Source organism: Pseudomonas sp. GW821-FHT07F05, from assembly GCF_059418765.1.
In genome coordinates, this window is record NZ_JBWKQL010000003.1 from 491,679 (window position 1) to 507,878 (window position 16,200).

The following is a 16,200-nucleotide window of genomic DNA, read 5'->3' on the forward strand; positions in this document are numbered from 1 at the left end:
GATGGTACTCCAGCGTCCGGGGAGGCGTGCACTACATATGTATGCCACTTTGAGGGTGCGTTCCTGTTTATCTATGCGCCTTTGATCACACGCAGAAACAAGGACGTCACATGAACACCGCCAGTCAGGCTCTTACGACTTCATTCATCCAGGACACGCTGCCGCAATGGTTCATCCAGGCGACCCCGGCAATGCGCGATGCCCTGCGTCAGGACATGACCCTCGCGCAGGCCGCTCGGGAAAACCTCAAGCAGGTGTTCCAGCGCATTCAGGACCTGCCGTCATTTGCGCGGCCGTTGCTGACCCAGGCCCTGGACGCCGAATTCGGTCCGGGTCTCGATGTCGACCGCGACCGCTTCTTCCACGCCAGATTCCAGCGCGACTGGCTGACCGGTCGTGCTTCGCCTCAGGGTTCCAGCACACGTTCGCTGCTGGCCGCCGCCCTGCAAAATTTCGAAGCGGTCGAAGCGACGGACGCTGATCGTGAAAGCACCTCGGCAATCATTGGCGGCACGCCGGACACATCGGCGCGGCCGGAAGCCGTTCATCCATCAAGGGTTAGTCCCGGTCGCTTCATCGAACTGTGCCGCCGGCTTGACCTGGGCGGCCAGTATCAACGGCACTTGCATCATGTGTTGCACCCCGTCGCGAGGCCGGACGTCCCCGGGAGTCTGGACAGCAATGACATCAAGTCGCGCATTATCGAGCACGCCCGTCTGACCTTGCGGGTCGACTCCCACATCGCACGCCTCAAGGGCTCTATTGATGAGGCGCAGTACCAGAGGCTGCTGCAGCTCGACGCCTACGGCCCCGCGCATCAGGTGTCCACCCTGCAACTGCTGGGCTACAAATTGCGCGGCCCGCTGTTATTCAAATCCACCGAGCAGACGCGTTGCGTGGTGTACCTGCCTGGGGAAGCCAGTGGCGCAATCCAGTCCTACCCCTCGTTGGAACATTTCACACAGGCGCTGCGGACCAAACTGCGCTCCGAGGCGTATCAACGCTACTTCGATCGCTTCATTCCCGAGCGCAGCAAAGGCGCTTTCTTCAAACGCTTGCACGAGCGCCTGGCGCCCCATGTCCTGCACAGCGTCGCCCGTGGCAAAGGTTTTCACCGACAGCTGATCAGCGTTTCGGAAGTGGATCAGAATGCGTTCCTCGACCTGGAAGCCATCGATATGGGCGGCGCGCTGGGCGATGTTTTCTATCTTCATCAACTGCTGCGACTGAAGGATGACGCTCGCGTGGTCGCGGTCCCCACTGACGACGAGGACCAGAAAACCCGCGACCAGCGCCTCGCAGACTGGCTGAACTACGGCCTGGATGCACTGAATATCGCCGCGCTGTTCGTTCCCGGTCTGGGCGAAGTGATGATGGTTGTCGCGGGGGCGGAATTGCTCGACGAGACATTCGAAGGCATTGAAGCGTGGCGCCATGGCGACATGGATGAAGCGCTAAACCATTTGGGCAATGTCGCGGAAAACCTGGCATTCATGGGGGCGCTGGGTGTCGCGGGTGCCGTGACCAGCGCAATGGCGGCAGAAGCCGGTGGGTCGCAGCCACCGTCGTTCATCAAACGTAGCGTTCCCGCCCGAAACGCTGCAGGTGGGCTACGCCTGACCGACGTGAGCGTGGCTTTGCGTCGTTTGCATCCGGAACTCGCGGACATCGACGACAACACCGTCGGCCGAATAATGGCAGTGAGCGGGGTAGATGAAGAGCATCTGGCCGCACTGCACATCGCCAATCAATCGGCACCCGCAGCGCAGCTCGATACCGCCAAGCGTTTTCGCCTGAGTCAGCAGGCGGCAGACTCAGCCGACGCCTTCAACGCGGCGTACCTCGCCAGCGAGCAGTCGAGCGATCCGCTGATCGTACTGCTCAGACGGGATTTCCCGTCCCTCACGTTGGCGGCAGGACAGGAGCTGATCGCTGAAACCGCCAGCGAACAGAAACTGGCCATGCTGGACACCCAACGCATTCCGCTCGAAGTGGCCGGAAAGGTCCGTGGGCATCTGCGTCAGACCCGCATGAACCGAGCGCTGGAGGGTTTCTTTCTGACGCCCAGCACGGCCAACGCCGATCTCCAGCGCCTGACGTTGCGCAGCCTTGAAACATTCCCGGGATGGCCCGCTGACCTTCGCATCGAACTGAGGGAGGGCAGCACCACCGGGTCTTTGCTGGACAGCATTGGCGCCAAGAGTGCCTCGCAATGCCGTGTGTTGATCAAGGGCGACAAAGGCTTTCAGGTAGCGGGTACCGAGGAGTCGGAGAAAAGGGTCAGCCTGTTTGCCGCGCTCTTGCGTGCGCTGCCAGAGAGCAGTCGTCAGACGATGGGGTTCAACGACCCGGAAACGGGCGCACGGGCCTTCAAGCGTCGCATTTTTAATTGGGTCCGATCGCAGCCGGAGTGGGCGGCGGAGCAGTTGGGGCAATGGACGTTACCGACCGGGTTCAGGCCGCCGCAGCGTTTGCTTGACGGGCGCATCGGCTACCCACTCAGCGGGCGCGGTGTGCCTGTGGCTGACAGCGCGGTTCATCAGCAATTGCTTCAGGCAATGGCGCAGCTCTATCCGGAGAGTCTCGAGATGACGGAGCAGGTGCGTGGCATGGCCCGGCGGGGGCGATCACTGGAGCAACTGCTGCACGCGACGCGCGCTCGTGCTGTGGCCTATGACCAGTTGCACGTGAGCCTCATCGCCTGGGCGGAAGCCGACGATATCAGCGTGCTGCTCAATGACGGTGAACGTCTGGCGCGGCGTCGGGTGGCCAACGCGCTGGGTCGGGCCTGGCGCTACAGCCATGCTGATGCGCCACGGGGTACGCGCTGGCTGACGCTTGAGTTCCTGACAATGCCGGAATTGCCGCCCTTGCAAAGTTTCTATGGGGACATCACACAGATCGAGCTCAATAACGTGCAGTTTGATACCAACGCTGCCAATGCGTTTCTGGCGAACTTTCCGAACATGACCCACTTGAACGTGCGCGGAAGCTTCACCGAGCTCCCGAGTGTGTTACCGCAGTTTGAGTCCCTGCAGCACCTTTCGCTGGAGAACATGCAATGGCCCCTGGGCCAGCCTGCCATGGACACACTGATGGACATCCCCGCGCTGAATTCCCTGAGTCTGGCCGGCAGCCAGTTGGGTGAATTCACCGACACCAGCCGCCTGAGCCTGTCGACCTTGTGGATTAACAACACGGGCCTTACTCAGTGGCCTGAATGGACCGATTCGCTGGGCCTTGGCGAGCTGGACATCAGTGACAACCAGATCACCGACATCCCTTCCGACGTGATCGAAAACTCAAGGGATGATGGCCAGCACACGGTGATTTACGCTTACAACAACCCGTTCAACCGCCAGGACCTCGAGGATTACTGGCGCAACGACACCGGCTACGGTCATCGCTATCAGCTCGATTACGACTTTCCCGAAGACATCCGCGAGGTCCACGTCGAAGGCGCGCCGATGGACACAGACTCCGAGCCATCTGATGACGAGTCCGCGTCCCATGGTCACCGCGCTGGTCCGAGCGCGGGTGCTGCCAGACCCTCGGCGCAGGTGTGGTTGCGCACGGGGGAAGATGTGTTGAATCAGCGGTTGCTGGCAGCGTGGACGCAGGTCGAACAGGCCGCCGATGCACCCCATCTGCTGGTGTTGTTGCAGCGTTTGAGGGAAACCCCGGACTTCCGCCAGTTCCATGCCGAGCTTGCCAGTGAAGTGCTTACTGTTCTGGAAACAGCCGCGCAGGATGCCGGGTTGCGCGGGCAGATCGAGGTCATGGCCAACGACCGCTTGTTCGGCGCCAACCAGACCTGTCAGGACGGGGCGCGCCTGATCTTCAGCGACATCCAGGTCGCGGTTTACAGCCATGGTGCGCTGCGGGGCGTTGCAGAAAGCCAACGCACGGACGCCTTGCTGGGTGTCCTGCGTCAGCTTTTCCGCCTCAACGAAGTGCAGGCGATTGCGGATGCGGAGATTGCCCGGCGCGAAAGCCTGGGGATGGCGCTGGATCATGCCGAGGTGCGACTGGCCTACCGCGTCGGGCTCGCGGAGGAACTCGGGCTGCCCGGTCAGCCTTACCGCATGGTCTGGGCGCGTCTGGCGGCGGTCGACCGTGGGGCATTGCTGGACGCTCGTCGCCAGGTGCTGGAAGCGGAGCGCGGCCCGGCTTTTCTGCAGTTCGCCATCAGTGATCAGCAATGGAACGCGCGGTTGCGCTCCGAGCATGCGCCCGCGCTGGCTTTGGCCACTGAATCCGTGCGCGCACGCATGGCCGCCCTTGAAGAGCATCCGCCAACCGATCCAGACGAGTACCACCGACAGGGCCTGGCCCTCATCGCCGAACGCGATGCGGCCGAGGCGCTGATGCTCACGCAGTTGACCGATCTGTACCGCGCGGGCTGGTAATTTGCTGAACAAGGTGGCACTCCCACGGTGCCGCCTCGTTAAACCCGCAACCGAATGTTTCCCGCTGCTGTGATCCATCGCAGCGGTTGGCGGTCATAACCTGCATCGGCGCTGCCCGCCGCCTGCTAGTCTTGACCGATCCTGAAGGGAGCCTTGAATGTTCGAATCCGCTGAAATGGGCCACACCATCGACGACGAAACCTACGACGCTGAAGTCCCGGCGCTGCGCGAAGCGCTGCTGGAAGCTCAGTACGAACTGCATGAGCAAGGCAAGCGCCAGATTATCGTGCTGATCAATGGCATCGAGGGCGCAGGCAAGGGCGAGACCGTCAAGCTGCTCAACGACTGGATGGACCCGCGCTACATCGAAGTGCGCACTTTCGATCAGCAAACCGATGAAGAGCTGGCCCATCCGCCGGTCTGGCGTTACTGGCGCCAGTTGCCGCCGAAAGGCCGCATCGGCGTATTTTTCGGAAACTGGTACAGCCAGATGATCCAGGGCCGGGTGCACAAGCGCTTCAAGGACCCCGTGCTGGATCAGGCCATCAACGGTGCCGAGCGACTGGAAAAGATGCTGGTCGACGAAGGCGCGGTGATCTTCAAATTCTGGTTTCACCTGTCCAAGCGGCAGATGAAGCTGCGCCTCAAAACCCTCAAGGATGATCCCCTGCACAGCTGGAGGATCAGCCCGCTGGACTGGCAGCAATCGAAGACCTACGACCGTTTTGTGCGTTTTGGCGAGCGCGTGCTGCGCCGAACCAGTCGCGACTACGCGCCCTGGCACGTCATCGAAGGCGTCGACCCGAATTACCGCAGTCTCACCGTTGGCCGCTTGCTGCTCGAGGGTTTGCAAAACGCTCTGAAGACACCTGAAGGGGCGACCCATCTTGTCGGACTCGGCCCTTTGCCCAACAACAGCAACGAGCTGAGCCTGCTCGACAACCTCGACATGACCCTGGCGCTGGAAAAAGACGACTACGACGAGCAGCTGATCACCGAGCAGGCGCGGCTTTCGGGGCTCATGCGCGACAAACGCATGCGCCGTCACTCATTGGTGGCGGTGTTCGAGGGCAACGATGCAGCGGGCAAGGGCGGTGCGATCAAACGGGTCGCCGGAGCCCTCGATCCAAGGCAGTACCACATCGTGCCAATCGCCGCGCCCAGTCAGGACGAACTGGCTCAACCCTACCTGTGGCGCTTCTGGCGTCAGATTCCGGCGCGGGGGAAATTCACCGTGTTCGATCGGTCATGGTACGGGCGCGTGCTGGTCGAGCGAGTCGAAGGCTTCTGCTCCGAGGCGGACTGGTTGAGGGCTTACAGCGAGATCAACGACTTCGAAGAGCAGCTCACGGATTTCGGCGTGGTGGTGGTGAAGTTCTGGCTGGCGATCGACGACAAAACCCAGCTAGAGCGTTTTCAGGCGCGGGAGAAGGTGCCGTTCAAGCGCCACAAGATCACCGAGGATGACTGGCGCAACCGCAGCAAGTGGCCGCTTTATCGCGAAGCGGTGGGCGACATGGTTGATCGCACCAGCACTGAGATCGCCCCGTGGACGCTGGTCGAGGCCAACGACAAACGCTGGGCACGGGTAAAGGTACTGCGCACGATCAACGAAGCGATCGAGGCGGCATTCAAGAAGAGTGACAAGAAACACAAGTAGCAGGGAGGGGGACGTACGAGCCGGAGTCGGCTCGTACGCTTCTCAATCGGTAACGGTGGGGCTTTATTGTCGAGCTTAGTGGTGGCGCGGCTTGAGGATCGCCGGCTTTTCATCCGGGGCCTGCAGCAGCAGATACAGCGCGGTCAGCGCTTCCGGGATCTGCACGATCATGTCGTCCATCAGGTTGGCGTCGGCGGCGATGTCGGCGAACTCAGGCTGTTCATCGAACAGACCGGAACCGACCATGATCGGCAGCAGCATCTCGCTGACTTCCTCTTCGTCGTTCTCGAACCAGGCGGATTCGCGCAGGAACACGCCTTCCATGAAACCGATGCACCAGCCACGCAGCTCGGAGTCGTCGGGGTCATCGCCCAAGTCGAGATCGCACGGCAATTCGAACTCTTCGTCCGACGCCAGCTGACGAGCGATGTGCGCCTTGAGCTGGATCAGCGTGGCTTCGATTTCCTCGTGCTGCGCTTTGTCAGCGTAGTGCGGGGGCTCGGCGAACAGTGCGTCGATCCACTCGCGATCCGGCACGGTTTCGGCGCAAATGGACAGCGCGGTCAGATAGCCGTGGGCGGCTACGTAGTCCAGCGCTTCGTCATGCAGCTCATCGGCATCGAGGAAGGCTTGCAGGCGGTGTAATTGCTCAGCGAAGGACATTGACAGACTACCTTGGGAATAAACGATGCTGAATTCTAGGCCCTGAGGGCGCCCGGCGCCAGCGGCGAGGCCACTGGAATCGGTATTCCGGTTAATTTCGACCGCCGGTGTCACCGCTGTCCAATCTGTCGGAGCGCTCCGGTATACTGCCGCGCTTTGCGATTTCCACAGCGATTCTCGACCGCTGTTGCGGCACCATCCGGGGTATTTATGCTCGACCAGGCTCAACGCGTACTTAAAGACATCTTCGGCTACGACAGCTTCCGTGGTCGCCAGGGTGCCATTATCGAGCGCGTGGCCAGTGGCGGTGATGCATTGGTGCTGATGCCCACCGGGGGCGGCAAATCCCTGTGTTTCCAGGTGCCGGGCCTGTTGCGCGACGGCCTCGCGGTGGTGGTTTCGCCGCTCATCGCGTTGATGGACGATCAGGTAGCGACGCTGGAAGAACTCGGTGTTTCAGCCGCCGCGCTGAATTCCACGCTCAGCGCCGAACAACAGCGCGACCTCGCCAACCGCATTCGCCTGGGCGAAATCAAGATGCTGTACCTGGCGCCGGAGCGTCTGGTCCAGCCGCGCATGCTGTCGTTTCTGCAGAACCTCAAAATCGCCCTGTTCGCCATCGACGAAGCCCACTGCGTGTCGCAGTGGGGGCATGATTTCCGTCCGGAATACCTGCAGCTGGGGCAACTGGCCGAGCTGTTCCCGGACGTGCCGCGGATTGCCCTGACCGCCACGGCCGACAAGCGCACCCGCGAGGAAATCGTCGAGCGTCTTCACCTGCAGAACGCCGAGCGCTTCCTGTCGAGTTTCGACCGCCCGAATATTTTTTACCGCATCGTGCCCAAAGAACAGCCGCGCAAGCAGTTGCTGGCGTTCCTGTCCGAGCGGCGCAGCGACGCCGGCATCGTTTATTGCCTGTCGCGCAAAAAGGTCGAAGAGACCGCGGCGTTCCTTAGCGACAACGGCTATCCGGCGCTGCCCTACCACGCCGGCTTGCCCATCGAGACCCGCTCCGGCAATCAACGGCGCTTCCTCAATGAGGAAGGGCTGATCATGGTTGCCACGATTGCATTCGGCATGGGCATCGACAAACCCAACGTGCGGTTCGTGGCGCACATGGATCTGCCCAAATCGCTGGAAGCCTATTACCAGGAGACGGGTCGGGCAGGGCGCGACGGTCTGCCGGCCGATGCATGGATGGCGTACGGTCTGCAAGACGTTCTGATGCTCAAGCAGATGCTGCAGAACTCCGAAGGCGACGAGCGCCACAAGCGCGTCGAGCAGCACAAGCTCGACGCGATGCTGGCGCTGTGTGAAGAAACCCGCTGCCGGCGTCAGTCGCTGCTCGCCTACTTCGACGAAATCATGCCCAACCCCTGTGGGCATTGTGACAACTGCGTCGATGGTGTGCAGACCTGGGACGCCACCGAACCTGCGCGGCAGGCGCTGTCAGCGATCTATCGGACCGGCCAGCGCTACGGTGTGGGCCATCTGGTCGATGTCTTGCTGGGCAAGGAAAACGACAAGGTGCAGAGCTTCGGTCATCAGAAGCTGGCGGTGTTCGGTGTCGGCAAAAGCCGCAGCGAAGGCGAGTGGCGTTCATTATTCCGACAGCTGGTGGCGCGCGGTCTGGCGGACATCGATCTGGAAGGCTACGGCGGCCTGCGCCTGAGCGACACATGCCGACCGCTGTTGCGTGGCGAAGTCACCTTGCAGTTGCGCCGTGACCTGAAACCGCAGACCACCGCGAAAGCTTCCGGCAGCCCGGCGAGCCAACTGGTGCGCGGCGAAGAGCGCGAACAGTGGGAAGCGCTGCGTACGTTGCGGCGCAAACTGGCGGAAGAACATGGCGTGCCGCCGTATGTCATCTTCCCGGATTCGACCTTGCTGGAAATGCTTCGCAGCCAGCCGGGGACCATGGCCGAAATGGGCCGGGTCAGCGGGGTGGGCGCGCGCAAGCTGGAGCGTTACGGCGAGGCATTCCTCGAAGTGCTCGGCGGTGCTGCACCCGCGCCGCGTGTGGTCGCCGATGTGCGGCATGAGCTCATCAGCCTCGCCCGCGCCGGCATGACCCCGATGCAAATCGCCGGGCAACTGCAGTGCTCGGAGAAGAACGTCTATACGATGCTCGCCGAAGCGATCGGTAAACAGCAGCTTTCGCTGGATCAGGCGCTGGACCTGCCCGAAGACCTGATGACCGAGATTCAGGACGCGTTCCTCGACGGCGAAGGCGAACTGCCCCCCGTTGCCGCCATTGCCGAGCTGTTCACCGGCCGTGTTCCCGAAGGGGTGCTGTATTGCGTGCGCGCGGCGTTGCAGTCGGAATTCGAGGTTTAAGCCGTCTCCCACCGCGGCCGGTTGCAAACGTTCAAGCAGTTCAAGGCAATCCAAAGGCATACCTGCCGCATCCCGGCCTGTGCGACGAATCACCGCGTCCAGGCGCTTGCCTCATGCCGGGCTCCATGGTTAGCTGCCTATTAATTAGGAATCGCCTTTAACCATCGAGTTACCTATGCCGTTGACCGAAGAACACCGCTTTGGCATGCAGCTAGCCCATATGTCCCGGGGCTGGCGTGCCGAGCTGGATCGCCGGCTGGCTGACCTGGGATTGTCCCAGGCGCGCTGGCTGGTTTTACTGCATCTGGCCCGTTTCAAAACGCCGCCGACCCAGCGTGAACTGGCCCAGAGCGTGGGCGTTGAAGGGCCGACCCTGGCACGGTTGCTGGACAGTCTGGAAAATCAGGGGCTGGTTCTGCGGCAGGCAGTGCTCGAAGATCGTCGGGCGAAGAAGATCGTTCTCTGCGACACAGCGCGGCCGTTGATCGAGAAAATTGAAACCATCGCCACTGCGTTGCGCCACGAGTTGTTTGCCGGCATCGACGAAGAAGAACTGCTCATGTGCATGCGCGTTCATTCGAAAATCCTCGCCAATCTCGAAAAATCCTGAAAACCGCGCGAACGCCCGCGACAAATACATTGATGCGGGCGAAACATCCTGTTCTATTTGCACCCATACTGATGATGCCCGGATGACGTGTCCGGGCGTACCGAATGTGCAGGGAAGCCTGCCTCGTCTTCAAAAGGGTTCGCATGCGGAAGAGTTTTCAGGCCGGTAGTCGTCGCGAAGGAGATGCGCCCCTTCGCGTTCAGTCAGGTCTTCGTTCGGGTTTGCTCGCCATCGGTCTTGCTTCGGCCGCGTTGCTGCACAGCTCCGTGGCGGCTGCGCTGGGGCTGGGCGAGATCAGTCTGCATTCCGCCCTCGGGCAACCCTTCAATGCCGATATCGAATTGATCGAAGCGGGTGGGCTGAGTCCCGAGGAAATCGTCGTTGGGCTCGCGCCGCCCGAGGCCTTTACCAAGGCTGGCGTTGAACGCGTGTTCTTTCTCAACGACCTGCGTTTCATCCCGGTGATCCGTGGCAACCGCAGTGTGATTCACATCGAATCGCACAAGGCAGTCACTGAGCCTTACTTGAATTTCCTCGTCAGGCTGGTACGGCCTAACGGCGACCAGCTGCATGAATACACCGTGTTGCTCGACCCGCCGACATCGCCCACAGGACTCGCCGCGACGCGCAGCCGTACTCAATCGCCGGCGGTCAGCGCGAAGAATGATGAGTCGCGTCTGCCGGTCGCGCCGCCCCAGGCTCGACAAGGCAAGCATTACACGGTTGTGTCCGGCGACACCCTGGCGGGTATTGCCCGTCAGGTACAGGCGCCGGGCAGCAAGACCTCTTCTGCCGAGTTGATAAAAGGTGTGGTGGCGCTCAATCCGCAAGCGTTTCCCAATGGCGAGCGCAGCCAGTTGAAGGTCGGTCAGAGCCTTTTGCTGCCGGACAATGCCGTTGAACCGAAGACCGCCAGCGCGCCTGCCGCCGCAGGCAGCAACCCCTCGGCAGCAGCTTCCGCCGCGACGGCTACCCCGGCGAACCAGAACGCGGTCGATCAGTTGTCGGCGACGGCACTGGAAAACCAGCAATTGAACAAGACGCTGGACGACCTCAAACAGCAAGTCCAGACGTCCACCGTCGAAGAGGCCGACAAGGACAAGCAGATCATCGAGCTGCAGACCCAGCTCGCGGAACTCAAGGCGCAGTCGGCCAAACCTGCGTCCGCTGCTCCGACGACAGGGGCGGTGACGACTGTGACTCCCGCTGCAGCGCCAGCTCCGACGCCAGCTCCGATAGCCACTCCCGCACCAGCGCCGACGCCGGTGCCGGTCGCCGCCGTGGACGATGACTTCCCCTGGACGTCGATTCTGGCGGCGCTTCTGGTGGTGTTGCTGCTCCTTGCGCTGGCCTGGTCGGTGCGCCGCAACCGGATCAAAAATCAGCTGGCTCTTGAGCCCGTGCCTGTCGAGCCAGTGGTCAGGCCTGCCGCGACGGTCACGCCGGTCTTCGAAGTGCCGGCTGTTACTGCGGCGCGTCCAGCCTCGGCAGCGCCTGCCGGCCAGCGCCTGGCCGGTGCCGCCACCGACGCGCTGGATGGTGCGAGCATTTACATCGCCTACGGTCGTTTCGCCGAAGCGCTGGCCATTCTGCGCGATGCGCTGGACAAGCAGCCCGAGCGTACCGATGTCCGCCTGCGCATCCTCGAACTGCTCGGCGAGCAGGGCGACGTGGATGCGTATGACGAGGAAGAACGAGTCCTGCTGAGCCAGGGCGTCGATGGGCAGAAGCTCCAGGACATCCGCAGCCGCTATCCGAAACTGAAGCCTGAGCCCGTTGCTCCCGAACCGCCGTCCGCGCCAGTCGCCTCGCCTCCCATGACCTCGGCGGCAGCCCCTGCGGCGGCGCTGGGTGCAGCCGCGGTGCTGGCCAGTCAAACTGCCTCGGCCAGTCAAGCATCAGACGACCACCCAGAGCTCAGCCTGACAGAGCCCGCCCAGCTGGACGAAAATACGACCGCATCGCTGAACCCGGTTGACCCTGCCGACGATTTCCAGCTCAACCTCGACGATCTCTCCATGGACGCCGACTGGGATCTGGTTGATCCGTTCGACAGCAAGCCCGCCCCCCGCAAGCCCGCGCTGGCGCCCGAGGCCGAACCTGAACTGGACACGGCGTTCTCTTCCGACCTGACGCAACTGCCTGAGGTTTTCGAGATGCCGGAAGAGCAGTTCCTCAGCGATTTTGCCGAAGAGGAAACGCCGCCGGAAATGGACGTCCAGTTCGAACCGGGTCCGGCAGCCGTCGTGCAGAGCAACAGCGATTTGCTGGACGACGCTTTTCTCGACAGCTTCATGATCGAGGAGGGCGGCTTTGACTTGCTGAGCCTGGACGAAGAGCCGCTCAGCAAGATCAATGAGGCGCAGGTTCTGATTGATGAAGGCAACATCGACGGAGCCCGCCGGCTGTTGCAGGAAGTGATCGACGGCTCTGACGACGGCGCTCAGCAAACGGCCCGTGATCTGCTGGCAGGGTTGGGCTGATCGATGTCCGCCAAGCCCGAAATCACCATCACTTACTGTACGCAATGCCAATGGCTGTTGCGTGCAGCCTGGCTGGCTCAGGAGTTGTTGAGCACCTTCACCAACGATCTCGGCAAGGTGTCGCTGATTCCGGGCACCGGCGGTGTGTTCCGCATCACCTGCGATGACGTGCAGATCTGGGAGCGCAAGGCCGACGGCGGGTTTCCCGAGGCCAAGGTACTCAAGCAGCGGATGCGCGACCAGATTGATCCGGCCCGGGACCTGGGGCACAACGATCGTCACGCCGGCCTCGACACCTGAATGCGCATTGGCTGTCGCAAAGTGTTAATCGGTAGGCCGTGTCATCAAAGCTAAACACGGTCGTCATGTTCATATCACCGACCACGTCCACGCTTGGGAAAACCCAAGTGGAGGTGGTCCATGAGCATTGCCGAGAACGTGAAACCCAGCCGTAAGCAACGTGTCCGGACCTTGTGGATCTCCGATGTGCACCTGGGAACCCGTGACTGCCAGGCCGAGCACCTCTCCGGATTTCTCAAGCAATACCATGCCGACAAGGTGTACCTGGTCGGCGACATCATCGACGGCTGGAAGATGCGCGGCGGCATGTACTGGCCGCAGGCCCACACCAACGTCATCCGCCGCCTGCTGACCATGAGCAAGCGCGGCACCGAAGTCATCTATGTCACCGGCAACCACGACGAATTCCTGCGCCGCTATTCAAAACTCATTCTGGGCAATATCCAGCTGGTCGATGAAGCCGTGCACCTGACCGCCGATGGTCGTCGGCTGCTGGTGATCCACGGTGACCAGTTCGACGTCATTACCCGCTACCATCGCTGGCTCGCCTTCCTTGGCGATTCGGCCTACGAATTCACCCTGACCCTCAATCGCTGGCTCAACCACTGGCGCGCCAAATACGGTTACGGCTATTGGTCGCTGTCGGCGTACTTGAAGCACAAGGTCAAGACGGCCGTGAGCTTCATCAGCGACTTCGAGGAAGCCATCGCCCATGAGTGCGTCAAGCGCGGGCTGGACGGGGTGGTGTGCGGACATATTCACCACGCCGAAATCCGTCAGGTGGGCGGCGTGGAATACCTCAACTGCGGCGACTGGGTGGAGTCCTGCACGGCCTTGATCGAACATTGGGATGGCACGATCGAGCTGTTCCGGCTGGCCGATGCACACGTCAAAGCCAAAAGCCCGCAAGCGCCGGAACCAGTGGGCGAAACGGTCTGAGCGCCAGCCGCTTTGTAGCTCAATCGGGGCGGCAGCAAGGCGTCATAAGTGATGCCGAGGGAGTGCCGATCAAAACGGCACTTTGCCCCTGAGCATGTCCTTGTACATCACGAAATCGCCGAGCAGGCTGTAGAACGGATGCTTGAACGTAGCCGGGCGGTTTTTCTCGAAAAAGAAATGGCCGACCCAGGCGAAGGTGTAGCCCGCCAGCGGCAAGACCCACAACAACGTCCAGCTAGCGTTGAGCACGGCGAATGCCAGGATCAGGATAACCAGACTTGTGCCGATGAAATGCAAACGGCGGCAGGTGCTGTCGCGGTGTTCCTGCAGGTAGTACGGATAGAAGTCTGCGAATCGGTCGAAACGCTTCATTGTTTCCACAAAACTGTGCTCCGAGGCAGGGTATTGGCTGAGCTTAGTTCAGCCCCCGCCGCTCGCCGCGAAATTTCTAAGGGCTTCGCGAATGACATGGCCCGGCCCGCAGTGTTCTAGTGCCGCCAGAACGCCGGGATGCACAGCACCAGCACCGTGATGATTTCCAGCCGACCGAGCAGCATCCCCAATGAGAGAATCCACTTGGCGGCATCCGGCAGCGTCGAGAAATTGCCCGCCGGGCCGATGGTTTCACCCAGCCCTGGCCCTACGCCTGAGACGGTGCTGGCGGCGCCGGTCAGCGCGGTCATCCAGTCCAGCCCCAACAGCGACAGCATCAGCGCGATCAGGCAGATGGTGAAGGTGAAGAAAAACGAGAAGGTCAGGATCGAGCGCACGATCTCGTCGTCCAGCCGGTGACCGTTGTACTTCTGCTTGATCACCGCGCGTGGGTGAATCAACTGGTGCAGATTGGCGCGCAGCAGGATGTAAGCGACCTGAAAGCGGAAGACCTTCACGCCGCCGGCCGTTGACCCTGAACACCCGCCGATGAACCCCAGATAGAAAAACAGCATCAGGGCAAAGTTGCCCCACAGGCTGTAATCCCCCAGCGCGAAGCCGGTGGTCGTCACCACCGAGGTCACGTTCAGCGCCACGTGACGCAACGCGTCATACCACGGCAGATCGGTCGTCGCCCAATACCAGGCGCCCATCACCAGCCACGTCACCAGCAGCAGGACGAGGAAGCCCTGCACCTGCTGATCCTTGAGCAGCGCCCCGCGATTGCCCCGCAGCGTCGCGACATACAGGGTGAACGGCAGGGCGCCGAGGATCATCACCACGATCGCTACCCAATGCACGGCCGGTTGTGGCCATTTCGCCAGGGACTGATCCGAGGTGGAGAAACCGCCGGTCGAAATCGCCGACATCGCGTGGTTGATCGCGTCGAACAGGCTCATGCCCGCCCACCAGAATGCCAGCGTGCCCAGCACGGTGATGCCGAGGTAAACCAGGACGATGAACTTGGCGACCATGTGGGAACGCGGCATGACTTTTTCGGAACGGTCCGACGACTCGGTCTGAAACAGGCGCATGCCGCCGATGCGCAGCAGCGGAAGAATCGCCACCGCCATGCCGATGAAGCCGATGCCGCCGAGCCAATGCAGCAGCGAACGCCAGATCAGGATGCCGGGGGACATGGTGTCCAGCCCGCTGAGCACCGTGGAGCCGGTCGCGGTGATGCCGGACATGCTTTCGAAGAAGGAGTCGGTGTAGCTGATGTGTTGCGTGAGCAGAAACGGAAGCGCCGCGAAGACGCAGACGATGACCCAACTGCTGACCGTGAGCAGGTACATATCCCGCGGGCGCAGGTGAACGTGTTCCGGCCGGCCCTGACCCACCAGCGCCAGACCGGACACGAAAGTGATCAGGCTCGACCACAGAAACGACGGCATGTCGGCGGTGCGGTGGAAGATCATCAGGGTGATCATCGGCACGACCATGGCGATGGCCAGGGTAATCAGGAAGATGCCGATAATGAAACCGATGATGCGGAGGGTCGGCAACGCCATGCAGTCGCTCTGATCAGGTAGTGAGAGGGCGGCCATTCTACTCGCGGGCCCGTTTGTGTAAACCGAGGCATTTCCGAGAGTGTTGTAAGTAAATGCCCTGGTTAATCGTTATTGAAGTTCAAGACTGCACCGAGGGCACTACAATGGCCCGTCATTTTTCCTGGAGACGACTTAATGGAAGCGCTCGACGTATTGCTTAATCGCGTGTCCGTGCCCCGCTTGATCGAACCCGCTCCAAACGCCGAGCAACGCGAGATCCTCTTTGGCGCCGCCCTGCGCGCGCCGGACCACGGCGTGTTGCGACCCTATCGCTTTCTGACCGTAGAGGGCGACGCACGTCACCGCATGGGGGATTTGCTGGCCCAGGCATTGATCGACAAAGGCGGCGAGGTCGACGCCAAAGCGCTGGACAAGGCTAGAAACGGACCGTTGCGCGCGCCCCTGGTGGTTGTGGTCATCGCCAGGCTGACCGATCACTTCAAGGTGCCGAAAAAGGAACAGCTGATCACCGCAGGGTGTGCCGCCCACGGCATCTTGCTGGCTGCCTACGCGATGGGGATTGGCGCGGTCTGGCGCTCGGGGGACTTGTCCTACACACGCCACGTCGCCGAAGGGCTGGGGCTGACAGCAGACGAAGAAGTCGTCGGCTTTCTTTACCTGGGCACCCCGCAAAACCCGCCCCGCGAACCGGCAAAGCCGGACGTGGCCGAGTTTGTCAGCGCGTGGGAGGGGTGATGTAACCGTATAGCCGGCCCCGATCTGTAGGACCGGCTTTAGCCGGGAAGGCATCAGGCGTTACGCCGCAAAACTGAGGGTGTGCATACCGGCCTCTTCCCGGCTGAAGCCAGTCCTACCG

11 protein-coding genes are annotated in these 16,200 nt (G+C 61.7%); 8 read left to right on the forward strand and 3 right to left on the reverse strand.

Annotation, left to right across the window (positions count from 1 at the left end):
• Positions 1-110: 110 nt before the first annotated feature.
• Both AC07RO_RS10015 and pap read left to right on the forward strand, forming a co-directional pair.
• Positions 111-4,409 (forward strand): dermonecrotic toxin domain-containing protein, encoded by a 4,299-nt coding sequence (locus AC07RO_RS10015; RefSeq protein ID WP_495085934.1) that lies wholly within the window; start codon positions 111-113, stop codon positions 4,407-4,409.
• Positions 4,410-4,566: 157 nt separating this feature from the next.
• Positions 4,567-6,069, forward strand: a complete 1,503-nt coding sequence (gene pap, locus AC07RO_RS10020; RefSeq protein ID WP_495085935.1) for a polyphosphate:AMP phosphotransferase — start codon at positions 4,567-4,569, stop codon at positions 6,067-6,069.
• A gap of 75 nt (positions 6,070-6,144) precedes the next feature.
• On the opposite strand, the gene AC07RO_RS10025 is transcribed toward pap, so the two are convergent.
• Positions 6,145-6,732, reverse strand: coding sequence for a UPF0149 family protein (locus tag AC07RO_RS10025; protein WP_192170973.1), 588 nt, complete (start codon positions 6,730-6,732; stop codon positions 6,145-6,147).
• 210 nt (positions 6,733-6,942) lie between these two features.
• Here AC07RO_RS10025 and recQ point away from each other — a divergent pair, with 210 nt between their 5' ends.
• The 5 genes from recQ to AC07RO_RS10050 all read left to right on the forward strand — a co-directional run bounded on the left by recQ (position 6,943) and on the right by AC07RO_RS10050 (position 13,401).
• Entirely contained in the window at positions 6,943-9,069 is a 2,127-nt protein-coding gene (gene recQ, locus AC07RO_RS10030; protein WP_192170974.1) for a DNA helicase RecQ, read from the forward strand.
• A 175-nt stretch (positions 9,070-9,244) separates the two neighbouring features.
• A complete protein-coding gene (locus tag AC07RO_RS10035; protein ID WP_065986915.1) occupies positions 9,245-9,679 on the forward strand; it encodes a MarR family transcriptional regulator in 435 nt (144 codons plus the stop codon).
• A 143-nt stretch (positions 9,680-9,822) separates the two neighbouring features.
• Positions 9,823-12,162, forward strand: coding sequence for a FimV/HubP family polar landmark protein (locus tag AC07RO_RS10040; RefSeq protein ID WP_495085936.1), 2,340 nt, complete (start codon positions 9,823-9,825; stop codon positions 12,160-12,162).
• 3 nt (positions 12,163-12,165) lie between these two features.
• A complete protein-coding gene (locus tag AC07RO_RS10045) occupies positions 12,166-12,462 on the forward strand; it encodes an Rdx family protein (protein ID WP_495085937.1) in 297 nt (98 codons plus the stop codon).
• 120 nt (positions 12,463-12,582) lie between these two features.
• Positions 12,583-13,401 (forward strand): UDP-2,3-diacylglucosamine diphosphatase, encoded by an 819-nt coding sequence (locus tag AC07RO_RS10050; RefSeq protein WP_192170976.1) that lies wholly within the window; start codon positions 12,583-12,585, stop codon positions 13,399-13,401.
• Positions 13,402-13,470: 69 nt separating this feature from the next.
• Here AC07RO_RS10050 and AC07RO_RS10055 read toward each other — a convergent pair whose 3' ends face one another.
• Complete coding sequence (locus AC07RO_RS10055; protein ID WP_423572691.1) at positions 13,471-13,782, reverse strand: Mpo1-like protein; 312 nt, start codon at positions 13,780-13,782, stop codon at positions 13,471-13,473.
• A 107-nt stretch (positions 13,783-13,889) separates the two neighbouring features.
• Positions 13,890-15,344 (reverse strand): TrkH family potassium uptake protein, encoded by a 1,455-nt coding sequence (locus tag AC07RO_RS10060; protein ID WP_346631157.1) that lies wholly within the window; start codon positions 15,342-15,344, stop codon positions 13,890-13,892.
• Positions 15,345-15,518: 174 nt separating this feature from the next.
• Between AC07RO_RS10060 and AC07RO_RS10065 the strand changes: the two genes are divergently transcribed.
• Positions 15,519-16,079: an NAD(P)H nitroreductase gene (locus AC07RO_RS10065; RefSeq protein ID WP_423572689.1), complete on the forward strand. Its 561-nt coding sequence runs from the start codon at positions 15,519-15,521 to the stop codon at positions 16,077-16,079.
• The last annotated feature ends 121 nt before the right edge of the window (positions 16,080-16,200 follow it).